At 61.7% G+C, this 23,343-nt stretch carries 18 protein-coding genes; 12 read left to right on the top strand and 6 right to left on the bottom strand.

Translation table 11 applies throughout. The features are described from left to right. Positions 1-22 precede the first annotated feature (22 nt). Positions 23-2,764 (bottom strand): aconitate hydratase AcnA, encoded by a 2,742-nt coding sequence (acnA, locus tag JN756_RS08385; RefSeq protein ID WP_057004998.1) that lies wholly within the window; start codon positions 2,762-2,764, stop codon positions 23-25. Positions 2,765-2,959: 195 nt separating this feature from the next. Here acnA and rlmM point away from each other — a divergent pair, with 195 nt between their 5' ends. Together rlmM and tusA are read left to right on the top strand one after the other, a co-directional pair. Further along, the gene (gene rlmM / locus JN756_RS08390) at positions 2,960-4,036 is read left to right on the top strand and encodes a 23S rRNA (cytidine(2498)-2'-O)-methyltransferase RlmM (protein ID WP_046490414.1); all 1,077 of its coding nucleotides are present in this window, start codon (positions 2,960-2,962) and stop codon (positions 4,034-4,036) included. 27 nt (positions 4,037-4,063) lie between these two features. Continuing rightward, positions 4,064-4,315 carry a sulfurtransferase TusA gene (gene tusA, locus JN756_RS08395; protein WP_017848764.1) on the top strand — a complete coding sequence of 84 codons (252 nt, stop codon included), beginning with the start codon at positions 4,064-4,066 and terminating at the stop codon, positions 4,313-4,315. Positions 4,316-4,473: 158 nt separating this feature from the next. Here the strand turns inward: tusA and JN756_RS08400 are convergent, their stop codons facing one another. Then, the gene (locus tag JN756_RS08400; protein ID WP_201021989.1) at positions 4,474-5,868 is read right to left on the bottom strand and encodes an MATE family efflux transporter; all 1,395 of its coding nucleotides are present in this window, start codon (positions 5,866-5,868) and stop codon (positions 4,474-4,476) included. A 180-nt stretch (positions 5,869-6,048) separates the two neighbouring features. On the opposite strand from JN756_RS08400, the gene pdxB reads away from it, so the two are divergent. Beyond that, complete coding sequence (gene pdxB, locus JN756_RS08405) at positions 6,049-7,191, top strand: 4-phosphoerythronate dehydrogenase PdxB (protein WP_017848766.1); 1,143 nt, start codon at positions 6,049-6,051, stop codon at positions 7,189-7,191. A 57-nt stretch (positions 7,192-7,248) separates the two neighbouring features. On the opposite strand, the gene JN756_RS08410 is transcribed toward pdxB, so the two are convergent. After that, positions 7,249-7,422: a PA1571 family protein gene (locus JN756_RS08410; protein ID WP_017848767.1), complete on the bottom strand. Its 174-nt coding sequence runs from the start codon at positions 7,420-7,422 to the stop codon at positions 7,249-7,251. Positions 7,423-7,668: 246 nt separating this feature from the next. Here JN756_RS08410 and JN756_RS08415 point away from each other — a divergent pair, with 246 nt between their 5' ends. Then, a complete protein-coding gene (locus JN756_RS08415; protein ID WP_169865126.1) occupies positions 7,669-9,453 on the top strand; it encodes an ABC transporter ATP-binding protein/permease in 1,785 nt (594 codons plus the stop codon). Positions 9,454-9,520: 67 nt separating this feature from the next. On the opposite strand, the gene JN756_RS08420 is transcribed toward JN756_RS08415, so the two are convergent. Beyond that, positions 9,521-11,449 (bottom strand): transglycosylase SLT domain-containing protein, encoded by a 1,929-nt coding sequence (locus JN756_RS08420; protein WP_108524357.1) that lies wholly within the window; start codon positions 11,447-11,449, stop codon positions 9,521-9,523. 213 nt (positions 11,450-11,662) lie between these two features. Here JN756_RS08420 and JN756_RS08425 point away from each other — a divergent pair, with 213 nt between their 5' ends. Further along, the gene (locus JN756_RS08425) at positions 11,663-13,582 is read left to right on the top strand and encodes an ATP-binding cassette domain-containing protein (RefSeq protein WP_017848770.1); all 1,920 of its coding nucleotides are present in this window, start codon (positions 11,663-11,665) and stop codon (positions 13,580-13,582) included. Between the two features lie 122 nt (positions 13,583-13,704). On the opposite strand, the gene JN756_RS08430 is transcribed toward JN756_RS08425, so the two are convergent. Continuing rightward, positions 13,705-14,142, bottom strand: coding sequence for a universal stress protein (locus JN756_RS08430; RefSeq protein WP_201021990.1), 438 nt, complete (start codon positions 14,140-14,142; stop codon positions 13,705-13,707). 105 nt (positions 14,143-14,247) lie between these two features. Between JN756_RS08430 and JN756_RS08435 the strand changes: the two genes are divergently transcribed. From JN756_RS08435 to JN756_RS08465, 7 genes are all read left to right on the top strand, one after another. Then, positions 14,248-14,685, top strand: a complete 438-nt coding sequence (locus tag JN756_RS08435; RefSeq protein ID WP_017848772.1) for a hypothetical protein — start codon at positions 14,248-14,250, stop codon at positions 14,683-14,685. A 493-nt stretch (positions 14,686-15,178) separates the two neighbouring features. Beyond that, complete coding sequence (gene fadB / locus JN756_RS08440) at positions 15,179-17,326, top strand: fatty acid oxidation complex subunit alpha FadB (protein WP_104903749.1); 2,148 nt, start codon at positions 15,179-15,181, stop codon at positions 17,324-17,326. A gap of 29 nt (positions 17,327-17,355) precedes the next feature. Beyond that, complete coding sequence (gene fadA / locus JN756_RS08445) at positions 17,356-18,531, top strand: acetyl-CoA C-acyltransferase FadA (protein ID WP_026140242.1); 1,176 nt, start codon at positions 17,356-17,358, stop codon at positions 18,529-18,531. Positions 18,532-18,629: 98 nt separating this feature from the next. After that, positions 18,630-18,866: a DUF1653 domain-containing protein gene (locus tag JN756_RS08450; RefSeq protein ID WP_010563748.1), complete on the top strand. Its 237-nt coding sequence runs from the start codon at positions 18,630-18,632 to the stop codon at positions 18,864-18,866. A gap of 114 nt (positions 18,867-18,980) precedes the next feature. Continuing rightward, a complete protein-coding gene (gene topA, locus JN756_RS08455) occupies positions 18,981-21,602 on the top strand; it encodes a type I DNA topoisomerase (protein WP_046384322.1) in 2,622 nt (873 codons plus the stop codon). 190 nt (positions 21,603-21,792) lie between these two features. Then, entirely contained in the window at positions 21,793-22,314 is a 522-nt protein-coding gene (locus JN756_RS08460) for a DUF6586 family protein (protein WP_017848776.1), read from the top strand. A gap of 198 nt (positions 22,315-22,512) precedes the next feature. Beyond that, positions 22,513-22,746, top strand: coding sequence for a hypothetical protein (locus tag JN756_RS08465; RefSeq protein ID WP_017254451.1), 234 nt, complete (start codon positions 22,513-22,515; stop codon positions 22,744-22,746). Between the two features lie 116 nt (positions 22,747-22,862). Here the strand turns inward: JN756_RS08465 and sulA are convergent, their stop codons facing one another. After that, entirely contained in the window at positions 22,863-23,336 is a 474-nt protein-coding gene (sulA, locus tag JN756_RS08470; protein WP_017848777.1) for an SOS-induced cell division inhibitor SulA, read from the bottom strand. Positions 23,337-23,343: the final 7 nt, after the last annotated feature.

Here is a 23,343-nt window from a genome sequence, read left to right on the forward strand (position 1 = left end):
CTCCATTGCTTTTGAGATCGCCTTATGACGCGATCAACTGGCGCAGCACATAGTGCAGGATGCCGCCCGCTTTGAAGTATTCCACTTCATTGAGGGTGTCGATCCGGCACAGCACGTCGATCTTCTCGCTGCTGCCATCCTCGCGGGTAATCACCAGGGTCAGGTTCATGCGCGGCACGAGCTGCGCGTCGCTGAGGCCCAGGATGTCGATCTTCTCCTTGCCGGTGAGCTTGAGCGCCTTGCGGTTCTGGTCCAGCTTGAACTGCAACGGCAGCACGCCCATGCCCACCAGGTTGGAACGGTGAATGCGCTCGAAGCTTTCGGCGATCACCGCCTTGACCCCTAGCAGATTAGTACCCTTGGCCGCCCAGTCGCGGCTCGAGCCGGTGCCGTATTCCTGGCCGGCGACCACCACCAGCGGTGTGCCGGCGGCCTGGTACTTCATGGCGGCGTCGTAGATCGGCATTTTCTCGCCGGTGGGCACATACAGCGTGTTGCCGCCTTCCTCGCCGCCGAGCATTTCATTGCGGATACGGATATTGGCGAAGGTGCCGCGCATCATCACTTCATGGTTGCCGCGGCGTGAGCCGTAGGAGTTGAAGTCGCGCGGTTCCACGCCTTGTTCGCGCAGGTAATGGCCGGCGGGGCTGTCGGCCTTGATGTTGCCGGCGGGGGAGATGTGGTCGGTGGTCACCGAATCGCCCAGCAGGGCCAGGACGTTGGCGCCGTGGATGTCCTTGATCACTGGCAGCGGCCCGGCGATGTCGTCGAAGAACGGCGGATGCTGGATGTAGGTGGAATCCTTCTGCCATACGTAGGTCGCGGCCTGCGGCACTTCGATGGCTTGCCACTGTGCGTCGCCGGCGAACACCTCGGCGTATTCCTTGTGGAACATGCCGGTACTGACCTGGGCGACCGCGTCGGCAATCTCCTGGCTGCTTGGCCAGATGTCCTTGAGGTAGACCGGATTGCCGTGTTGATCGTTGCCCAACGGTTCGCGGCTGATATCGATACGTACCGTACCGGCCAGCGCATACGCCACCACCAGCGGCGGCGAGGCCAGCCAGTTGGTTTTCACCAGCGGGTGGACGCGGCCTTCGAAGTTGCGGTTGCCGGACAGCACCGACGCCACGGCCAGGTCGGCTTTCTGGATGGCTTTTTCAATCGGCTCGGGCAACGGGCCGGAGTTGCCGATGCAGGTGGTGCAGCCATAACCCACCAGGTCAAAACCGAGCTTGTCCAGGTATTGGGTGAGGCCGGCCGCCTTGTAGTAGTCGGTGACCACTTTGGAGCCGGGGGCCAGGGAGGTTTTTACCCAGGGTTTGCGGGTCAGGCCTTTTTCCACGGCCTTTTTCGCCACCAGCCCGGCGGCCATCATCACGCTGGGGTTGGAGGTGTTGGTGCAGGAGGTGATCGCGGCGATCACCACGGCGCCATTTTTCAGGCGATAGGTCTGGCCGTCGTACTCGTAGTCGGTTTCGCCCACCAGATCGGCATTGCCCACGGCCACACCGCCGCCGCCTTCGCTTTCCAGGCGGCCTTCTTCCTTGTTGGTCGGTTTGAATTGCAGGTCGAGGAAGTCACTGAACGCCTGGCCGACATTCGGCAGCGACACGCGGTCCTGCGGGCGCTTCGGTCCGGCGAGGCTGGCTTCGACGCTGCCCATGTCCAGGGCCAGGCTGTCGGTGAACACCGGCTCCTGGCCGGCGTTGCGCCACAGGCCTTGGGCCTTGGTGTAGGCCTCGACCAGTTTGACGGTCTGCGCCGGGCGACCGGACAGGCGCAGGTAGTCCAAGGTCACCTCATCCACCGGGAAAAAGCCGCAGGTGGCGCCGTATTCCGGGGCCATGTTGGCGATGGTGGCGCGGTCAGCCAGGGGCAGGTCGGCCAGGCCGTCGCCGTAGAACTCGACGAATTTGCCGACCACGCCTTTCTTGCGCAGCATCTGGGTGACGGTCAGCACCAGGTCGGTGGCGGTGATGCCCTCTTTCAATTTGCCGGTGAGCTTGAAGCCGATCACTTCCGGAATCAGCATCGACACCGGCTGGCCGAGCATCGCCGCTTCCGCTTCGATCCCGCCCACGCCCCAGCCGAGCACGCCGAGGCCGTTGATCATGGTGGTGTGGGAATCGGTGCCGACCAGGGTGTCGGGGAAGGCGTAGGTGCGGCCGTCTTCGTCCTTGGTCCACACGGTGCGGCCGAGGTATTCGAGGTTGACCTGGTGACAGATGCCGGTGCCCGGCGGCACCACGCTGAAGTTGTCGAAGGCGCTCTGGCCCCAGCGCAGGAAGGCGTAGCGTTCGCCGTTGCGCTGCATTTCGATGTCGACGTTTTGCCCGAACGCGGCGGTGGTGCCGAACTTGTCGACCATCACCGAGTGGTCGATCACCAGATCCACCGGCGACAGCGGGTTGATGCGCTGCGGGTCGCCACCGGCCTTGGCCACGGCGGCGCGCATGGCGGCCAGGTCGACCACGGCGGGCACCCCGGTAAAGTCTTGCATCAGCACGCGGGCCGGGCGGTACTGGATCTCGCGGTCGGACTGGCGCTCTTTGAGCCAGGCGGCGATGGCCTTGAGGTCGGCGCCGGTGACGGTTTTGTTGTCTTCCCAGCGCAGCAGGTTTTCCAGCAGCACCTTGAGGGACATCGGCAGCTTATCCAGGTCACCCAGGCGCTTGGCGGCTTCGGGCAAGCTGAAATAGTGATAAGTCTTGTCGTCGATTTGCAGGGTTTTAAGGGTTCTCAGGCTATCAAGGGATGACATTACATGACTCCTTATGGTCCGCACGGCTACGGACCTGACGGGACGAACAGAACTATCAAACTAGCCCTGTTTTCAGTAGCTGGCTAATTACTGGACTCTATGGACAGATCCAAGGTTCCGAAGTCAGTTATCATGCGCGCGTTTTCATGACAGACATTGCGATAGCGCAAGTCCGTTGGGTCGCCAGGAGAGTCGATGAACACCCTTTTTATGCACTGCCGCCCGGGTTTTGAAGGCGAAGTCTGTTCCGAGATCGCGGAACACGCCGCGCGCCTGAACGTTTCCGGCTACGCCAAGGCCAAGACCGGCAGCGCCTGCGCCGAATTTGTCTGCACCGAGGAAGACGGCGCCCAGCGCCTGATGCACGGCCAGCGTTTTGCCGAGCTGATCTTCCCGCGGCAGTGGGCGCGCGGGGTGTTCATCGACCTGCCGGAAACCGACCGCATCAGCGTGATCCTCGCGCACCTGCGCGAATTCCCGGTGTGCGGCAGCCTGTGGCTGGAGATGGTCGACACCAACGACGGCAAGGAGCTGTCGAACTTCTGCAAGAAATTCGAAGTCCACCTGCGCAAAGCCCTGCTGAACGCCGGCAAGCTGGTGGACGACCCGAGCAAGCCGCGCCTGCTGCTGACCTTCAAGAGCGGCCGCGAAGTGTTCATGGGCCTGGCCGAGTCGAATAACTCGGCGATGTGGCCGATGGGCATCCCGCGCCTGAAATTCCCCCGCGATGCGCCCAGCCGCTCGACCTTGAAGCTGGAAGAGGCCTGGCACCACTTCATCCCCCGCGACCAGTGGGACGAGCGCCTGCACGGCGACATGACCGGCGTCGACCTGGGCGCGGCTCCGGGCGGCTGGACCTGGCAACTGGTCAACCGGGGCATGCTGGTGACCGCCATCGACAACGGCCCCATGGCCGAAAGCCTGATGGACACCGGCCTGGTGCAACACTTGATGGCCGACGGTTTCACCTTCGTGCCCAAGCAGCCGGTGGACTGGATGGTGTGCGACATCGTCGAAAAACCGGCTCGCAACGCCGCCTTGCTGGAAACCTGGATCGGCGAAGGCTATTGCCGCGAAGCGGTGGTCAACCTGAAACTGCCGATGAAGCAGCGTTACGCCGAGGTCAAGCGTTTGCTCGAGCGCATCGAAGACGGCTTCAAGGCGCGCGGTATTCGTGTGGAAATCGGCTGTAAGCAGCTGTACCACGACCGTGAGGAAGTGACCTGCCACTTGCGTCGGCTGGTGGATGTGAAGAAAACCAAGGCCCGTTAAACTGAGCGCCTGCCGTAGGAGTAATCAATGAGCGATATGACCGACACTGCCGTCGACGGCACCCTCGACGCCACCGGGCTGAACTGCCCGGAGCCGGTGATGATGCTGCACCAGCACATCCGTGACCTGCCGCCTGGCGGCTTGCTCAAGGTGATCGCGACCGACCCGTCGACCCGCCGCGACATTCCCAAGTTCTGCGTGTTCCTTGACCACGAACTGGTGGCTCAGCAGGAACAGGCCGGTACGTACCTGTACTGGATTCGCAAGAAGCTCGACTAAGCCCCCGATTCCTGTAGGAGCGAGCTTGCTCGCGAAAACTAAGCCCCCGATTCCTGTAGGAGCGAGCTTGCTCGCGAAAACCCCGAGAGCGCCACGTCAAACCAGGCAAGCTGCGTTATCGCTGGCGACCTTCGCGAGCAAGCGCGGGTGTGTGCTGCTTAACCCCGCACCTTGTCCCGGCGAATGCGTCGGCGTGCGCTGCGCGCCAGGCGCACCAGCAACATCCCCGCCGCGCAGCTCAGGCCCACGATCAGCCCCTGCCACAAACCGCTGGGGCCGCTCGCCGCGCCCAGCCAGTCGGTCAGCCCCAGGGCGTAACCCACCGGCAAGCCCACGCCCCAGTAGGCAAACAGGGTCAGCACCATGGTCACGCGGGTGTCTTGGTAGCCGCGCAGGGCACCGGCGGCGGTGACCTGGATCGAGTCGGAAAACTGGAACAACGCGGAAAACACGATCAGCGTCGACGCCAGGTGGATCACCACCGGGTCCGGGGTGTAGATCGCCGCGATCTGCTCGCGGAACACCAGCATCAGGCTGCAGGACAGGCAGGCATACGCCAGCGCCGTGCCCATGCCGACCCCGGCAGCGAAGCGCGCTTCACGCGGCAGGCCACGGCCGAGGGCCTGGCCGACGCGCACGGTGACGGCCGTGCTCAGGGAGTAGGGGATCATGAACACCAGGGAACTGACGTTCAGGGCGATCTGATGGCCGGAGACCACCGTGGCGCCCAGGCTGCCGATCAGCAGGGCGATCACCGCGAAGATGCTCGATTCGGCAAAGATCGCGATGCCGATTGGCAGGCCGATGCCCAATACGCGCTTGATCACCGCCCATTGCGGCCAATCGAAACGCTTGAACAGTTCGCTGCTCTGGTACGCCGGCCCCCAGCGCGTCCAGCCCGCCAGGCCGAGCATCATCACCCACATCGCAATGCCCGTGGCCCAGCCGCAGCCCACGCCGCCCATGGCCGGCACGCCGAAATGGCCATAGATGAAGATGTAGTTCAGCGGGATATTCAGCGCCAACCCGCACAGGCCCATGACCATGCTCGGGCGTGTGCGGCCCAGGCCGTCGCTGAAACAACGCAACACGTAATACAGGGCAACGGCCGGCATGCCTGCGGCGATACCGTGCAGGTAGCCCATGGAGGGTTTGATCAGGTCGGGTTCAACCTTCATCGCGTGCAGGATCGGTTCGGCGCTGAGCAGCAGCAGTGACGCGGTGATGCCGACCACCACCGCCAACCACAGGGATTGGCGCACCAGCGGCCCGATCTCGCTGTAGTGACCGGCGCCATAGCGCTGGGCGACTTTCGGCGTGGTGGCCAGCAAGGTGCCGGTCATCAGCAGGTACACCGGAATCCAGATCGAATTGCCCAGGCCCACCGCCGCCAGGTCCTGCGGGCTGACGCGCCCGGCCATCACCGCATCGACGAAGCTCATCGCGGTGGTTGCCAGTTGGCCGATCATGATCGGCACGGCGAGTGTCAGCAGGCCGCGCACTTCCCGGCTGATGCGGGCGGGACGGGTGAGGGGGGCGGTGGCGGTGTTCACGTGCAGATGTCCAAAGAAGAGCGCAGGACGGCGGATTCTACGCGTTGACGCAGCGGTCAGGAAAAAACCTGTGTTAGCGATTTGTAAGCGATCTTCCAGGCGCCGCAGCGTCCACCTTCGATCTGCGGTGGAACACCGATCGCATCCCTGTACACTGCTGTTCCGCCAAAGGAGCCTGCCATGCTGATTGTTGCCGACGAAAATATTCCGCTGCTCGATGCTTTCTTCCAAGGATTTGGCGAAATACGCCGGGTGCCCGGCCGTTCCATTGACCGCGCCACCGTCGAGCAGGCCGATGTGCTGCTGGTGCGCTCGGTGACCAACGTCAACCGGGCCTTGCTCGAAGGTTCCAAGGTGCGCTTTGTCGGCACCTGCACCATCGGCACCGATCATTTGGACCTCGACTATTTCCAGCGTGCCGGCATTCAATGGTCCAGCGCGCCCGGCTGCAATGCCCGTGGCGTGGTGGACTACGTGCTGGGCAGCTTGCAGACCCTGGCCGAGATCGAGGGCGCCGACCTCAACCAGCGGACTTACGGTGTCGTCGGCGCCGGTGAAGTGGGCGGGCGTTTGGTCAAGGTGCTCAAGGGCCTGGGCTGGAACGTGCTGGTCTGCGACCCGCCGCGGCAGATCGCCGAAGACGGTGACTACGTCAGCCTGGAGCAGATCATCGAGCAATGCGACGTGATCAGCCTGCACACGCCGTTGACCAAGTCCGGCAACGGCTCCACCTGGCACTTGTTCGACCGCGAGCGCCTCAACCGCCTCAAGCCCGGTGCCTGGCTGATCAACGCCAGCCGTGGCCCGGTGGTGGACAACGCCGCCCTGCGCGACGTGCTGCTTTCGCGTGAAGACCTGCAAGCGGTGCTGGATGTGTGGGAAGGCGAGCCCGAAGTGGATGTCGACCTGGCCGACCTCTGCGTGCTGGCCACCCCGCACATCGCCGGTTACAGCCTGGACGGCAAGCAGCGCGGCACGGCGCAGATCTACCAGGCGTTCTGCGCGCATCTGGGCCAGGCGCCGGCGATTGAACTGAGTGATTTGCTGCCGCCGCCGTGGCTGGCCGAGGTCCACTTGAATGCGTCTACCGATCCGGCCTGGGCGCTGGCGACGTTATGCCGCAGCGTGTACGACCCGCGTCGCGACGATGCGGATTTCCGTCGCAGCCTCGTGGGAACGGTGGACGAGCAACGCAAGGCGTTCGATCTGCTGCGCAAGCACTATCCGGAGCGCCGTGAGATCGATGGCTTGAAGGTGCGTATCCATGGGCAATCGGCGCTGTTGTCCGGCATCGTCGAGGCATTGGGCGCTGAGCTGCTGTAGGAACGAGGTCACAAAAAAACCGGCCATCAAGGCCGGTTCTGAAAGAGCGTGGGCGCTTCAGCCTTGCTGGGCAGGCTTGACCAGTCGCTGTTCCAGCTCGCGGCACGCTTGCTGGATCATGTCTTCGGTAATCTGCACTTCGCGGCCTTGGGCGTCGATGACGGAGCAAGGCAGGTATTGCGGTTGGCGGATTACTTCAATCTTGGCATCGCTGCTGTTTTGCAAGGTCATGGCCTGTCTCCTCATCAGGTTGTGTACCAACTTTAACCCCCCCGCGTGACCGAGCTGTTACAACTCCTTGCAAGATCATCGCTTCGAATACTCAGTGCACCAGAAACCGTTACAAATTTCCAGCCGGGTGTTAGACCGATAACCTCTAGGGGGCAGAGTGGGCGGGCATAATTAACCCGACTCATTGTTATTTACCCAAGTTCCCCCAATGTTGTCTGTAGGTTCCGATCTCCCCCTCATCAGGTGATGCCCCCCATGTTCTCAGTCCGACAACGCCGTGCCATTCGCCTGGCCAGCCGCTTCATTGCGCCCTATCGCTGGCAGGCGCTCGGCGCGCTGGTGGCGCTGATCGTCACCGCCGGCATCACCTTGTCCATGGGCCAGGGCATTCGCCTGTTGGTGGACCAGGGCTTCATGACCCAGTCGCCGCACTTGCTCAACCAATCCATCGGCCTGTTCATGATCCTGGTACTGGGCCTGGCCGTCGGCACGTTTGCGCGGTTTTACCTGGTGTCGTGGATCGGCGAGCGGGTGGTGGCGGACATTCGTCGGCAGGTGTTCAACCACCTGATCTACCTGCATCCTGGCTTCTATGAAAACAACCGCAGCTCGGAAATCCAGTCGCGGTTGACCACCGACACCACATTGTTGCAATCGGTGATCGGCTCCTCGCTGTCGCTGTTCCTGCGCAATGCGTTGATGGTCATCGGCGGCATCGTGCTGCTGTTTGTCACCAACCCCAAGCTCACCAGCATCGTGGTGGTGGCGCTGCCGCTGGTGCTGGCGCCGATCCTGATTTTCGGCCGCCGCGTGCGCAGCCTGTCGCGCTTGAGCCAGGACCGTATCGCCGACGTCGGCAGCTACGTGTCCGAGACGCTCGGCCAGATCAAGACCGTGCAGGCCTATAACCACCAGGCGCAGGACGAACAACGCTTTGCCGTGACCGTCGAGGACGCTTTCAGCACCGCACGTAAGCGCATCGCCCAGCGCGCCTGGCTGATTACCCTGGTGATCATGCTGGTGCTCGGCGCTGTCGGGGTGATGCTGTGGGTCGGCGGCATGGATGTGATCAGCGGGCGCATTTCCGGCGGCGAGCTGGCGGCGTTCGTGTTCTACAGCCTGATCGTCGGCAGCGCCGTCGGCACCTTGAGCGAAGTGCTCGGCGAGTTGCAGCGCGCCGCGGGGGCGGCAGAGCGGATCGGCGAGTTGCTGCAGTCGCACAACGAGATCCAGGCGCCCACTGCTGGCAGCGTGCAATTACCGCCACGCGTCAGCGGCCGCATGGAGCTGCAAGACCTGCGCTTTTCCTACCCGTCGCGGCCGGACACTTACGCCATCGACGGTTTGAACCTGACCATCAACCCCGGCGAAACCCTCGCGCTGGTGGGGCCGTCGGGCGCGGGCAAGTCGACGATTTTCGACCTGTTGCTGCGCTTCTATGATCCCCAGCACGGCCGCATCCTGCTCGAAGGCCAACCGTTGACCGAACTCGACCCCCAGGACCTGCGCCGCCACTTTGCCCTGGTGTCCCAGAGCCCGGCGCTGTTCTTTGGCAGTGTCGAAGACAACATCCGCTACGGCAACCCGAGCGCCACTCGCGAGCAGGTCGAAGCCGCGGCGCGGATTGCCCATGCCCACGACTTCATCCTGCAAATGCCCGATGGCTACCAGACCCACCTCGGCGACGCCGGCATGGGCCTCTCCGGCGGCCAACGGCAACGCCTGGCGATCGCCCGCGCGTTGCTGGTAGATGCGCCGATCCTGCTGCTGGACGAAGCCACCAGCGCCCTCGACGCCCAGAGCGAACACCTGATCCAGCAGGCGCTGCCACAACTGATGCAGGGCCGCACCACGCTGGTCATCGCGCATCGGCTGGCGACGGTGAAGCATGCGGACCGGATCGCAGTGATGGACCAGGGCAAGCTGGTGGCGATCGGCACGCATCAGCAGTTGATCGCGAGCAACCCGCTGTATGCGCGGTTGGCGGCGTTGCAGTTCAGTGATGGCGTGGAGGAACAGGCTGCACACTGAAATCACTGCGCATAAATAAAAATGCCCGCATCCTTCGATGCGGGCATTTTTGTGTGTGCGTCACGCTTTATTGATCGTCGAAATACCGCTCATGCCAGTCCACCAACGGCTGTGGCGAATTGAGCTTCTGCCCGTAGATCACCGAATAAGACAGCACGTTCTGCACGTACTGGCGGGTTTCGTCGAACGGGATGCTTTCCACCCACACGTCGAAACTCAGGTGATCGGCGCCGCGCAGCCACTGGCGCACGCGGCCCGGGCCGGCGTTGTAGGCGGCGGAAGCGAGGACGCGGTTGCCGTTGAACTGGCTGTGTACCTGGCTCAGGTAAGCGGCGCCGAGCTGGATGTTTTTATCCGGATCGAGCACCTGGGCTGGGGAGGCCAGCGGGATGCTGAACTTGCGCGCGGTGTCTTTGGCGGTGCCGGGCATCAGCTGCATCAGGCCGCTGGCGCCGACGCCGGAGCGGGCGTCGTCCATGAACGCGCTTTCCTGGCGGGTGATGGCGAACACCCAGCTCGAATGCAGGCCACGCACCTTGGCTTCGCGCACCAGGGTGTCGCGGTGGGCCATTGGGAAGCGGATGTCGAGGTCATCCCAGTACTGCGCCTGGCTGATGGTACGGATCGCCGGGAAGTACCACTTCATGTCGTAGGCCAGCCTGGCCTGGGCGACCATTTCGTCGCGGTTGAAGTGACGGCTGACGTGGTACCACTCGCGGCGGCCATCGACCACCTGGCCCCGCGCATAGAACTCCAGGGCGCGGCGCACGCCGGGGGTGTTGCGCACTTTGTTGATCAGCGCCTGGCTCATCAACAGCGGCTTGTTCATCAGTTGGTACGGCGCTTTGGAGCGGTCGGCGGCGAGGAAACCGTAGAAATCGCGCTCCCGCGACAGGTTCTTGTACAGCACCAGGGCTTGCGGGTTTTTCGGCTCGGCCAGCTCCAGGCTGCGGGCCTGCCAGTAGCGCCAGCGGTTGGTGGTGGCCAAGTCCTGCGGGAGTTTGCGCGTGAGTTGGTAGGCGTCTTCCCAACGGGCCAGGCGCAACAGCAGGCGCAGGCGCCATTCGGACACGGTGTTGTCGCGCAGTTCCGGGTCGTACTTGGTCATCACCTCAAGAGCGCGTGGATCAAAGCGCTTGGCCAGGGTCAGGCCGATCTCACGGGCAATCGCCACTTTTTCGTCACGGGAGAAGTGCATGCTGCTGGCATAGCCGTCGAGCATGGCCATGGCCTTGTCCGGGTCCTGGCGCGCCAGGCGGCGCAGGCCCAGGCCCACGGCGTCAGACATGGCCTCGGTGGCCGGCAGGAAGCGCGACGGGTCGCTGAGCATCTCCGGCTTTTGCGCCACGTCCACCATCAGGCGGCCTTGGGCGCCGAGGGTCGGCAGGCTTTTCACCAGGCTGTTGGCTAGCGCGTAGTTGCGGGCTTCGGCGGCGAGCTTGGCGCGGTCCCAGATTTTCTGTTCGGTGAGTTGGCCATCTGCGGCCCACTGCGCGAACGTGGCATCACAGGCGGACGGTTGCGATTTACCGGTCAGCCAGAGTTTTTCGGTGGTTTTGTAGCCTTCGGCCTTCAGATTGTGCGTGAGCTGGAACTGGCCATGCAGGCAATCGAGCTCGACGAAATTGAGCTTGGGGTCGTAGTACTTTTCAAAGGTCTGCCAGTCGCCACGCTCGGCCAGCCAGCGCAACCAACGCAGTTTCATCCAGTTGGCCTGGGGCAGGTCGCCGTTTTTGGCGAGGAATTGTTCGATTTCCTCGTTGCTCGCGGTCTTCAGGCGTGCGGTCAGCTCGTCGTAGGCCAGGTACGGCGTCAGCGGATAGTCGGCCAAGGCCTGACTGTATTGCATGTAGGGCCCGGTATCGCCCTTGGCCAGGGCGCGTTTGGCTTCATCGTAATATTGACGTTGGGTGGTTATGTCCACGGCCAGGGCGGGTTGAGCGGCAGTGGCAGTAAGAAGCAGACAAGATAAAAAGTTGAAAAGGCGACTGCGCATGAGACGTCCGTGCAGAGAAATCACGACTAGCGCCGGCACCGCCGACACTCATTGCCTCTAGCTTAGCCTTTTGCCAGCGGCCGGTGAAAGCTTTGCCGACCTGTTCGTTCAAGTTCGCCGGAATTGTCTTACAGAACCCACCCGTAGCGAAAATGCCGGCCGCATCCCACCCTCAACTCAGGTAGAATGCGCGCCCAGTTTTTGGAGAAGCGTATGACCCTGCTCAAATTCAGCGATGTGTCCCTTGCTTTCGGCGCTATGCCGTTGTTGGACAAGGTGTCCTGGCAGATCGCCCGTGGTGAGCGGGTGTGCATCATCGGCCGCAACGGCACCGGCAAGTCCAGCATGATGAAGCTGGTAAAAGGCGACCAGAAGCCCGATGACGGCTCTGTATGGCGCGCCCCGGGCCTCAAGATTGGCGAATTGCCGCAGGAACTGCCGGTGGCCGACGGACGGACAGTGTTCGACGTGGTCGCCGAAGGCCTGGACGGCGTCGGTGAGTTGCTTGCGCAATACCATCACCTGGCGCAGAACTGCGTTACCGAAGAAGACCTGGACAAGCTGATGCACGTCCAGCAAGACCTCGAAGCCCGTGACGGCTGGCGCCTGCAGCAACTGGTGGACAGCACCCTGAGCCGCCTGCAACTGCCGGCCGACAAGACCCTCGCCGAATTGTCCGGCGGCTGGCGTCGCCGCGTCCTGCTGGCCCAGGCCCTGGTGTCCGAGCCGGACCTGCTGCTGCTCGACGAACCGACCAACCACCTGGACATCGGCGCGATCGCCTGGCTCGAAGAAGCCCTCAAGGATTTCCAGGGCGCCGTGTTGTTCATCACGCACGACCGGTCCTTCCTGCAGAACCTGGCGACCCGCATCCTCGAGCTGGACCGTGGTGGCCTGATCGACTGGAACGGCGACTACGCCAGCTTCCTGGTCCACAAAGAAGCCACCCTGGCCGCCGAAGAAACCGCCAACGCCTTGTTCGACAAGCGCCTGGCCCAGGAAGAAGTGTGGATCCGCCAGGGCATCAAGGCGCGCCGCACCCGTAACGAAGGCCGTGTACGCGCACTCAAGGCCCTGCGCGTTGAACGCAGTGAGCGTCGCGAGCGCACCGGCAAGGCCAACATCATGCTGGAAACCGCCGACAAGTCGGGCAAGCAGGTGATGGTGCTGGAGAACGTCAGCTTCCATCACCCGGACGGTCCGTTCCTGATCAAGGACTTCTCCATGGTCCTGCAGCGCGGCGACCGTATCGGCCTGCTCGGCGCCAACGGCACCGGCAAGACCACGTTGCTCAAGCTGATGCTCAACGGCCTGCAACCGACCAGCGGTAAAGTGGAAGAGGGCACGCGCATCGACGTGGCCTACTTCGACCAGTTGCGTCACCAGTTGGACCTGGAAAAAACCGTGATCGACAACGTCGCCGAAGGCCGCGACTTTATCGATATCGACGGCCAGAGCCGCCATGTGCTGAGCTACCTGGGCGACTTCCTGTTCAGCCCGCAGCGCGCGCGCACGCCGGTCAAGGCCTTGTCCGGTGGTGAGCGTGCGCGCTTGCTGCTGGCCAAGCTGTTCAGCAAGCCGGCCAACCTGCTGGTCCTCGACGAACCGACCAACGACCTCGACGTGGAAACCCTCGAGCTGCTGGAAGAGGTCCTGCTGACCTTCAACGGCACCGTGCTGATGGTCAGTCACGACCGGGCATTCCTCGACAACGTGGTCACCAGCACCCTGGTCTTCGAAGGTGAAGGCAAGGTGCGCGAGTACGTCGGTGGTTACCAGGACTGGCTGCGCCAGGGCGGCTCGCCGCGCCTGCTGGGCGTGACCGAGAGCAAGTCCGGCAAGGCCGACTTGACCTCTGCCGTCGTCGCCCCCGTGGCCGCCGCTGCACCGGCGCCGGAAGCCGCGCCTGCCGCGAAGAAGAAACTCAGCTACAAGCTGCAGCGTGAGCTGGAAGCCCTGCCGGGTGAAATCGATGCCAAGGAGCAGCAGATCGCTGCGGTCGAAGCGCAAATGGCTGACGCGGGTTTCTACCTGCGTCCGGCGGCGGAAACCGCCGAGGTCATCGCGTCCCTGGAAACCTTGAACCAGGAGCTGGAAGTGCTGGTTGAACGTTGGGCCGAGTTGGACGCCTGATTGATTCCAGTGCATTAAAAAACCCGGTGTTCATTTCAATGAGCACCGGGTTTTTTATATGAGCTGCAGTCCAATATATGGGAGGGAGCTTGCTCCCTCCCACATTTGGGTCTCGATCGGTCTTACGCGTTCTTTTTCAGCTTCACCGCCAGCACATCGCACGGTGCGCCGTGCAGGACGTCATTGGCGGTGGAGCCCAGCAGCAAGGCCAGGCCGTGACGGCCATGGCTGCCGACCACGATCAGGTCGCAGCCCTGTTCCTTGGCCAGGTGATGGATTTCCTGGCGTGGCTGACCATAGGTCAGGTGGCTCTGACCTTTTTTCAGGTTCGGGTACTTGGTGGTCAGGCGCTCAAGGCGTTCCTTGGCTTGATCGAATTGCTGCTGTTGCAGTTGTGACAGGTCCATCGGCACGTCGCCGCCAAAGGCCATGGCCATCGGTTCGACGATATGCACCAGGGACAGCTTGGCAGTGGTGCCAGCCAGATCCACGGCGCGTTTGATCACTGGATCGCACTCTTCGGTCAGGTCTACGGCGACCAGAATATGTTCGTATGACATGGGGCGTTCCTCCAGGGGACTGCAATAAGTTCAGTATGGCTGCTTTCAAGCGGATGGGGTTGCGTCAGGTCAAATCCGCTTATCTAAAAAATCGGGAGTACACATATGACGGTCTGGATAGTGGTGTCAATCCTTGCGGTGGTTTTGAGCCCCCTGGCATGGCTGCGCCCGTCGCGCCATCAGAGTGGGCGCATGGCCCTGCGCATGGAGGCGCGCCGCATGGGCCTGGCGATGCAACTGGCGCCCCAGGCGTGGCCGCACTGGCTCAAGCAGGAGCCGCCGAGCCCGTGCGCGCAATACCACCGGCCACGGCGCGGCAAGGTCCCTGCACTATGGAGTTATTGGCAGCTGGAGCCTGGCGTGTGGGTCAACCAGTGGCAGGAAGCCTGCGTGGACGAGCAATTGCTGGCGCATTTTGCGACGCTGCCGGCCAACGTCTACAAAGTCGAGGCAGACCGGCAAATGATCGCGTTGTGCTGGGGCGAGAAGGGTGAGGTGAGCGACCTGCAGGCCATTGATACGTTGCTCAAGGCCCTGGCCTGAACGTCGGGCAATAAAAAGCCCGACATCATCATCGGGCGGGGTTGGCCAGGCAGGCCGGTAAAGCTGTGTGTTTCACGCCGGGTATTCACCCAGGCGTTTTGACTATTCTGTAATGGCTGCCGCAAGCCTAGCCGGATATCCGGATCTGTACAGTCTTTTCCTACGCTGTATTCATTATTGATTTGGTGAATAGTTGAATATTGGCGAAGCGTGGGCCAAGGGTTGGGGTTCTGAAATGACTGGAAAGTCGCGTTTTTCCTAGCGCTTTCGAGCGATTGACAATTGCCCGGAATTGGATGAAGGTGGCGTACCCAAATCAAACGGGCGTATGAATTGAGCGTTTGTCTGTCAGACGTCTCATACAGAATCCCGACTATCGCATTGGCGGGTGTGCCTGGCGCATTGGGGTGAGCATTGACGAAATCATCAATGTCCAACCAGAGGCCAGCGTCCGATGTGTACTGTTCAGCTTCCATATCGTGGAGATCAGTTGATGATTTACGAAGGTAAAGCCATCACGGTTAAGGCTCTTGAAAGTGGCATCGTCGAACTGAAATTCGACCTCAAGGGTGAGTCCGTCAACAAGTTCAACCGTCTAACCCTGAACGAACTGCGTCAGGCCGTAGACGCCATCAAAGCAGATGCTTCGGTCAAGGGCGTGATCGTCTCCAGCGGCAAGGACGTGTTTATCGTCGGCGCCGACATCACCGAATTCGTCGAGAGCTTCAAGCTGCCCGATGCCGAGCTGGTGGCTGGCAACCTCGAAGCCAACAAGATTTTCAGCGATTTCGAAGACCTCAACGTGCCGACCGTTGCCGCGATCAACGGCATCGCGCTGGGCGGCGGCCTGGAAATGTGCCTGGCCGCGGATTTCCGCGTCATGTCGGCCACTGCGAAAATCGGCCTGCCGGAAGTCAAGCTGGGCATCTACCCAGGTTTCGGCGGCACTGTGCGCCTGCCGCGCATCATCGGGGCCGACAACGCCATCGAGTGGATCGCCGCCGGCAAGGAAAACAAAGCTGAAGACGCGCTGAAAGTCGGTGCCGTCGATGCTGTGGTTGCTCCGGACAAACTGGCCGAAGCCGCGCTGAACCTGATCAAGGGCGCCATCAGCGGCGAATTTGATTACAAGGCCAAGCGTCAGCCGAAGCTGGAAAAACTCAAGCTCAACGCCATCGAACAAATGATGGCGTTCGAAACCGCCAAAGGTTTCGTGGCTGGCCAGGCCGGCCCGAACTACCCGGCGCCGGTTGAAGCGATCAAGACCATCCAGAAAGCCGCGAACTTCGGTCGCGACAAAGCCCTGGAAGTGGAAGCGGCAGGTTTCGTCAAACTGGCCAAGACCTCCGCTGCCCAGAGCCTGATCGGCCTGTTCCTGAACGATCAGGAACTGAAGAAAAAGGCCAAGGCCTACGATGAAGTCGCCAAGGATGTGAAACAGGCCGCCGTACTCGGTGCCGGCATCATGGGCGGCGGTATCGCCTATCAGTCGGCGTCCAAAGGCACGCCGATCCTGATGAAAGACATCAACGAACACGGCATCGAGCAAGGCCTGGCGGAAGCGGCCAAGCTGCTGGTGGGTCGGGTTGATAAAGGTCGCATGACCGCGGCGAAAATGGCTGAAGTGCTCAACGGCATTCGTCCTACGCTGTCCTACGGCGATTTCGGCCACGTCGACCTGGTGGTCGAAGCGGTTGTCGAAAACCCGAAGGTCAAGCAAGCGGTACTGGCGGAAGTGGAAGCCCAGGTCAAAGACGACACCATCCTGGCGTCCAACACCTCGACCATTTCCATCACGCTGCTGGCCAAGGCCCTCAAGCGTCCGGAAAACTTCGTCGGCATGCACTTCTTCAACCCGGTACACATGATGCCGCTGGTGGAAGTGATCCGTGGTGAGAAGTCCAGCGAGCTGGCCGTCGCCACCACCGTTGCCTACGCCAAGAAAATGGGCAAGAACCCGATCGTGGTCAACGACTGCCCGGGCTTTTTGGTCAACCGCGTGCTGTTCCCGTACTTCGGCGGTTTCGCCAAGCTGGTCAGCGCCGGTGTGGACTTTGTGCGTATCGACAAGGTCATGGAAAAATTCGGCTGGCCGATGGGCCCGGCGTACCTGATGGACGTGGTCGGCATCGACACCGGCCACCACGGTCGCGACGTGATGGCTGAAGGCTTCCCAGACCGCATGAAAGACGACCGCCGCTCGGCGATCGACGCGCTCTACGAGGCCAAGCGCCTGGGCCAGAAGAACGGCAAGGGCTTCTACGCCTACGAGACCGACAAGAAGGGCAAGCAGAAGAAGGTTGCCGATCCGTCGGTCCACGAAGTGCTCGCGCCGGTCATCTATGAACAGCGTGAGGTGTCCGACGAGGACATCATCAACTGGATGATGATCGCCCTGTGCCTGGAAACCGTGCGTTGCCTGGAAGACGGCATCGTCGAAACCGCCGCCGAAGCCGACATGGGCCTGGTGTACGGTATTGGTTTCCCTCCATTCCGTGGCGGTGCACTGCGTTACATCGACTCGATCGGTGTGGCCGAGTTCGTTGCCCTGGCTGATCAATACGCTGATTTGGGCCCGCTGTACCACCCGACCGCGAAGCTGCGTGAGATGGCCAAGAACGGCCAGAGCTTCTTCGGTTAAGCGTCCCATACACTTGAGCGAGAATATTTATGAGCTTGAATCCAAGAGACGTCGTGATTGTCGACTTCGGTCGCACGCCGATGGGCCGCTCCAAGGGCGGCATGCACCGCAACACCCGCGCCGAAGACATGTCGGCGCACCTGATCAGCAAATTGCTGGAGCGTAACGTCAAGGTCGACCCGAACGAAGTCGAAGACGTGATCTGGGGCTGTGTCAACCAGACCCTGGAGCAGGGCTGGAACATCGCCCGCATGGCCTCCTTGCTGACCCAGATCCCGCACACCGCGGCCGCCCAGACGGTCAGCCGCCTGTGTGGTTCGTCGATGAGCGCACTGCACACGGCTGCCCAGGCGATCATGACCGGCAACGGTGATGTATTCGTGGTCGGTGGCGTGGAGCACATGGGCCACGTCAGCATGATGCACGGTGTCGATCCCAACCCGCACATGTCGCTGCACGCGGCAAAAGCCTCGGGCATGATGGGCCTCACCGCGGAAATGCTCGGCAAGATGCACGGCATTACCCGCGAAGCACAGGATGCGTTCGGCCTGCGTTCCCACCAACTCGCCCACAAGGCGACCGTGGAAGGCAAGTTCAAGGATGAAATCATCCCGATGAACGGCTACGACGAGAACGGTTTCCTGAAACTGTTCGACTACGACGAAACCATTCGTCCGGATACCACCCTGGAAAGCCTGGCCGCCTTGAAACCGGCGTTCAATCCAAAGGGCGGCACCGTGACAGCCGGCACTTCGTCGCAAATCACCGACGGTGCCTCGTGCATGATCGTGATGTCGGCGCAGCGTGCCAAGGACCTGGGTATCCAGCCGATGGCGGTGATTCGTTCGATGGCCGTAGCGGGTGTGGACCCGGCGATCATGGGCTATGGTCCGGTACCGGCGACACAAAAAGCCTTGAAGCGCGCGGGCCTGACCGTCGCCGATATCGACTTCTTCGAGCTCAACGAAGCCTTCGCCGCACAGGCCCTGCCGGTGCTGAAAGATTTGAAAGTACTCGACAAGATGAACGAGAAGGTTAACCTGCACGGCGGCGCGATCGCCCTGGGCCACCCGTTCGGTTGCTCCGGCGCGCGAATCTCCGGCACTTTGCTCAATGTGATGAAGCAAAATGGCGGCAACCTCGGGGTTGCAACCATGTGCATTGGTCTCGGCCAAGGCATTTCCACCGTCTTCGAACGCCTTTAAGCGTTGCGTTGACGGAAGCCGGGGCCCAGTGCCCCGGTTTTTGTTTTTCGGTAGTTTTATTATTTTTTTTTTAACAAATTTTGTAAGGTGGCCAGAGCATGAAAGTCGAACCAGGGCTCTACCAACATTATAAAGGTCCGCAGTACCGCGTTTTTAATGTGGCGCGGCACTCCGAGACCGAAGAAGAAGTGGTGTTCTACCAAGCACTGTATGGCGATTACGGCTTTTGGGTGCGCCCGTTGAGCATGTTCCTCGAGTCCGTCGAAGTTGACGGCGAACAGGTCCCACGCTTTGCTTTGGTGCAGGCCGAACCCAGTCTTTTTTCAGGGCAATAACGGCAGGCTGCGCAGAATGCTGCGCTTGACCTCACCCGGTTGCCACTATATATAGCGTTGCCGCGTCAGGCGCCAACTGCCTTTCACTTCTCGAATTCAGGAATTTTCCGATCCATGGGCAAATCGCTGGTCATTGTGGAATCCCCGGCTAAGGCCAAGACCATCAACAAGTACTTGGGCAACGAGTACGTGGTGAAGTCGAGTATCGGCCATATCCGAGACCTGCCCACCAGCGGTTCGGCTAGCGCCAGCAAGGAGCCTGCCGCCAAGCGCGGCAAGGCGGCTGCGGGCGAAGGTCCGGTGCTCACGCCTAAAGAGAAAGCGCGCAAGCAGCTGGTCTCGCGCATGGGTGTGGACCCGGAACATGGCTGGAAGGCCAAGTACGAAATCCTTCCGGGCAAGGAAAAGGTCATCGAAGAGCTGCGCCGGCTCGCCAAAGATGCCGACACCATCTATCTCGCAACGGACTTGGACCGCGAAGGGGAAGCCATTGCCTGGCACCTGCGGGAAGCCATCGGCGGTGATGACAGCCGCTACAAGCGTGTGGTGTTCAACGAAATCACCAAGAAAGCCATCCAGGAGGCCTTCTCCAAGCCGGGCGAACTGGATATCGACCGCGTCAACGCCCAGCAGGCCCGTCGTTTCCTCGACCGCGTCGTGGGTTACATGGTCTCGCCACTGCTGTGGGCCAAGATTGCCCGTGGCCTGTCCGCCGGCCGTGTGCAATCGGTCGCGGTCAAGCTGGTGGTGGAGCGTGAGCGCGAGATTCGTGCGTTCAACCCTGAAGAATACTGGGAAGTCCACGCCGACCTCGGCACCGCCAAGGGCGCCAACGTGCGCTTTGAAGTGGCCCGTGAAAAAGGCGAGGCCTTCAAGCCGCTGAACGAAGCCCAGGCCATGGCCGCGCTGGAGAAGCTCAAGTCTTCCAGCTACAGCATCGTCAAGCGCGAAGACAAACCGACCAGCAGCAAGCCGTCGGCGCCGTTCATCACGTCCACCCTGCAACAGGCCGCGAGTAACCGCCTGGGCTTCGGCGTGAAGAAAACCATGATGATGGCCCAGCGTCTGTACGAAGCCGGCTACATCACCTATATGCGTACCGACTCCACCAACCTGTCGCAAGACGCGGTGGCGATGGCGCGCACGTATATTGAAAGCGAGTTCGGCAAGAAGTACCTGCCGGAGAAGCCGAACGTCTACAGCAGCAAAGAAGGCGCCCAGGAAGCTCACGAAGCGATTCGTCCTTCCGACGCCAACACCGAGCCGAGCAAGCTGAGCGGCATGGAACGTGACGCTGAGCGCCTCTATGAGCTGATCTGGCGCCAGTTCCTGGCCTGCCAGATGCTGCCGGCGCAATACCTGTCCACCACCGTCAGCGTGGGCGCAGGCGACTTCGAGCTGCGTGCCAAGGGCCGTATCCTCAAGTTCGACGGCTACACCCGCGTGATGCCGCAAATCGCCAAGCCAGGCGACGACGACGTACTGCCGGACATGGCCCAGGGCGACACGTTGAAGCTGATCAAGCTCGACCCGTCCCAACACTTCACCAAGCCGCCGGCGCGTTATTCGGAAGCCAGCCTGGTGAAAGAGATGGAGAAACGCGGTATCGGTCGTCCTTCGACCTATGCGGCGATCATCTCCACGATCCAGGACCGTGGCTACGTGGCGCTGCACAACCGGCGTTTCTATTCGGAAAAAATGGGCGACATCGTCACCGAGCGTCTGTCCGAGAGTTTCTCCAACCTGATGGACTACGGCTTCACCGCCGGCATGGAAGAGAACCTCGATGACGTGGCCCAGGGCGAGCGCGACTGGAAGAGCGTGCTCGACGAGTTCTACGGCGACTTCAAGAAAAAACTCGAAGTGGCCGAAAGCCCGGACAGCGGCATGCGTGCCAACCAGCCGGTGATGACCGACATCCCGTGCCTGACCTGCGGCCGGCCGATGCAGATTCGTACCGCGTCCACTGGCGTGTTCCTCGGTTGCTCGGGCTACAGCCTGCCGCCGAAAGAGCGCTGCAAGGCCACCGTCAACCTGGTGCCGGGCGATGAAATCGCCGCCGACGACGAGGGTGAATCCGAATCGCTGGTGCTGCGTGGCAAGCACCGCTGCCCGATCTGCAGCACGGCGATGGATGCCTACCTGTTGGACGAGAAGCACAAGTTGCACATCTGCGGTAACAACCCGGATTGCGACGGCTACGAGATCGAAGAGGGCAGCTACCGCATCAAAGGCTACGAAGGCCCGAGCCTGGAATGCGACAAGTGCGGCAGCGAGATGCAACTCAAGACCGGCCGTTTCGGCAAGTTCTTCGGTTGCACCAACCCGACGTGCAAGAACACCCGCAAACTGCTGAAAAGCGGTGACGCGGCGCCGCCGAAGATGGACCCGGTGAAGATGCCCGAACTCAAGTGCGAGAAGGTCAACGACACCTATATCCTGCGTGATGGCGCTTCGGGGCTGTTCCTGGCTGCCAGCCAGTTCCCGAAAAACCGCGAGACCCGTGCGCCGCTGGTGCTCGAGATCGTGCCGCACAAGGATGAGATCGATCCGAAGTACCACTTCCTGTGCGAAGCGCCGAAGAAGGACCCGGACGGTCGCCCGGCCGTGATCCGCTACAGCCGCAAGACCAAGGAACAGTACGTGCAGTCCGAAGTGGACGGTAAGCCGACCGGTTGGAAGGCGTTCTACGACGGCGGCAAGTGGAAGGTCGAGGACAAGCGCCAGGGCGCTTGATCGGTTAATCTGATAACGCTAAAAGCCGTCTGCATAGACGGCTTTTGCTTGCTGTAGGAGCGAGCTTGCTCGCGAAGGTCGCTAACGATTACACGAAAAACCTGATGCCCCACGGCGCCCCCAGGTTTTTCGCGAGCAAGCTCGCTCTTACATACCAGCATTACGCCTATTCGTTGTGGAGATTGCCGTCATGGCCAACGAACTCTATACCCGTACCAATCAGAAAATTTACTTCGCGGGTCTGTCCCTGGAAGCCCTTGGCCGTGCCGAGGAAGGGAAGGAGATGAACGCCATCGCGCTGGTCCAGGCGGGGCGTGAGGCGGCCCTGTTCCACCTGTACGGCGCCTTGCTGGGGCTGTGTCATGAAATCGCCGGGTTCTACCGTTTGCCCCAGGCCGGTTCGCCGCGTGCGGAAATGATCATGAATCGCGAAGTGCTGGACGCCATGGCGATCCCTGAACTCGCCGAACTGGTGGAAATGGCGCAAAGCCCCGACAGTTGGGTGGCACGCCTGCTCAAAGCGCATGCCGATATGTTCCAGCCGCCACGTGTTCCCCATGTGCCCAAGGGCGATGTGACCCAGCCGTTGATCGTGGCGCTGTCGCTGGAAGAGGATGAGCCGAAGCCGTTGAGCCGCGAAGAGCTTGAAGGCTGGCGCCAGGAGCTGAAAAACATGGCGCTGCGGTTTCGTGAAGGTTTGAACGAGTGCTGAGACACGCTCGTTGAGCCGGTGATCATTGCGAGCTGACAGCCAAGGCACCTGCGCAGATGGGTGCCAATCAAAATTGTGGCAGTGGGCTTGCTCTCACTAAGCACCATTCATCCAGCCGTAAAGAAACCTCGCCAGATCCACTGCGAGGCCCGGCAGATGACTGATATAATCCCGGCCTTTCGTGGAGAACAGACTTTTATGCCAACGTCCTTTCTGGAAATTGTTGAATTGCCTGACGGCCGAATCGAGCTGCGCCGGGCTGAGGACGAGGGTTCTCTGGTTATCTTGGACTTTTCCGAAGACGCCAAGGCGTTCCTGCAAGGCCAGCACGTGGAAGTGGCAAAAGCCATGTTGAGCGTTGGCGTACAGATGGCAGGCCGCCTGGCGGAAGGCGAACCGGAGAAAGAAGACGGTCCACGGGTTCTGCACTGAGTGTGGCGTGGGAGCTTGCTCCCGCTGGGGCGCTAAGCGGCCCTGAACATGCGATTGCTGCACCGTCCAATGGGAGCAAGCTCCCTTGCCACAGGGCTAGCCTGCGGCACCTCGAATTACCCCAAACGAATATTCAAGCTCTGCGCATCGCCGGTACGCGCAGCGCTGATCAACTGTTGCTTGGCGTTGGCATTCAGCGGGTTCAACCAGCTCACCACTGTATGGCTGCGGCCCAGGCGCAGGGCTTCGCAGGTCAACTGCTGGGCACTTTGCGCGCCGCGTGGTTGCAGCAACAGGATGCGCTCGCGGTTGAGACCGGCGTCCCGCAGCCAAGCCTGGGTCAGGCTGGCGGGTGGGGCGATCAGCGTCAACCAGCGTGCATCCTGTTCCTCGCTCAGTTCTCGCAGGATCGGCGCCAGCAGGCTCAGGCAGCTCCCGGCCGCACCGCGCAACGACAGTTCACTGAACGCCTCAGGCTCGGCGCACCAGGGCGCCTCGACCGTTTCCTTGAGGATGGGCGCAAGAGGTTGGGCCATGAAGGCCTCGAACAGCGACAGTTGTGTGTGTTGTGGGGTGTGCACGAGCTGCATGATGCCT

Origin of the sequence: Pseudomonas sp. Y39-6, from assembly GCF_023651955.1 — a bacterium.
Classification (GTDB): Bacteria; Pseudomonadota; Gammaproteobacteria; order Pseudomonadales; family Pseudomonadaceae; genus Aquipseudomonas; species Aquipseudomonas veronii.

What these genes read in the sequence shown, in the direction of transcription:
- rlmM (WP_046490414.1), top strand. Translation starts at nt 2,960, where the DNA reads ATGAACACCCTTTTTATGCACTGCCGCCCGGGTTTTGAAGGCGAAGTC.
- JN756_RS08435 (WP_017848772.1), top strand. Translation starts at nt 14,248, where the DNA reads ATGACGGTCTGGATAGTGGTGTCAATCCTTGCGGTGGTTTTGAGCCCC.
- tusA (WP_017848764.1), top strand. Translation starts at nt 4,064, where the DNA reads ATGAGCGATATGACCGACACTGCCGTCGACGGCACCCTCGACGCCACC.
- fadB (WP_104903749.1), top strand. Translation starts at nt 15,179, where the DNA reads ATGATTTACGAAGGTAAAGCCATCACGGTTAAGGCTCTTGAAAGTGGC.
- fadA (WP_026140242.1), top strand. Translation starts at nt 17,356, where the DNA reads ATGAGCTTGAATCCAAGAGACGTCGTGATTGTCGACTTCGGTCGCACG.
- acnA (WP_057004998.1), bottom strand. Translation starts at nt 2,764, where the DNA reads ATGTCATCCCTTGATAGCCTGAGAACCCTTAAAACCCTGCAAATCGAC.
- JN756_RS08430 (WP_201021990.1), bottom strand. Translation starts at nt 14,142, where the DNA reads ATGTCATACGAACATATTCTGGTCGCCGTAGACCTGACCGAAGAGTGC.
- JN756_RS08465 (WP_017254451.1), top strand. Translation starts at nt 22,513, where the DNA reads ATGCCAACGTCCTTTCTGGAAATTGTTGAATTGCCTGACGGCCGAATC.
- topA (WP_046384322.1), top strand. Translation starts at nt 18,981, where the DNA reads ATGGGCAAATCGCTGGTCATTGTGGAATCCCCGGCTAAGGCCAAGACC.
- JN756_RS08415 (WP_169865126.1), top strand. Translation starts at nt 7,669, where the DNA reads ATGCCCCCCATGTTCTCAGTCCGACAACGCCGTGCCATTCGCCTGGCC.
- pdxB (WP_017848766.1), top strand. Translation starts at nt 6,049, where the DNA reads ATGCTGATTGTTGCCGACGAAAATATTCCGCTGCTCGATGCTTTCTTC.
- JN756_RS08450 (WP_010563748.1), top strand. Translation starts at nt 18,630, where the DNA reads ATGAAAGTCGAACCAGGGCTCTACCAACATTATAAAGGTCCGCAGTAC.
- JN756_RS08425 (WP_017848770.1), top strand. Translation starts at nt 11,663, where the DNA reads ATGACCCTGCTCAAATTCAGCGATGTGTCCCTTGCTTTCGGCGCTATG.
- sulA (WP_017848777.1), bottom strand. Translation starts at nt 23,336, where the DNA reads ATGCAGCTCGTGCACACCCCACAACACACACAACTGTCGCTGTTCGAG.
- JN756_RS08460 (WP_017848776.1), top strand. Translation starts at nt 21,793, where the DNA reads ATGGCCAACGAACTCTATACCCGTACCAATCAGAAAATTTACTTCGCG.
- JN756_RS08420 (WP_108524357.1), bottom strand. Translation starts at nt 11,449, where the DNA reads ATGCGCAGTCGCCTTTTCAACTTTTTATCTTGTCTGCTTCTTACTGCC.
- JN756_RS08410 (WP_017848767.1), bottom strand. Translation starts at nt 7,422, where the DNA reads ATGACCTTGCAAAACAGCAGCGATGCCAAGATTGAAGTAATCCGCCAA.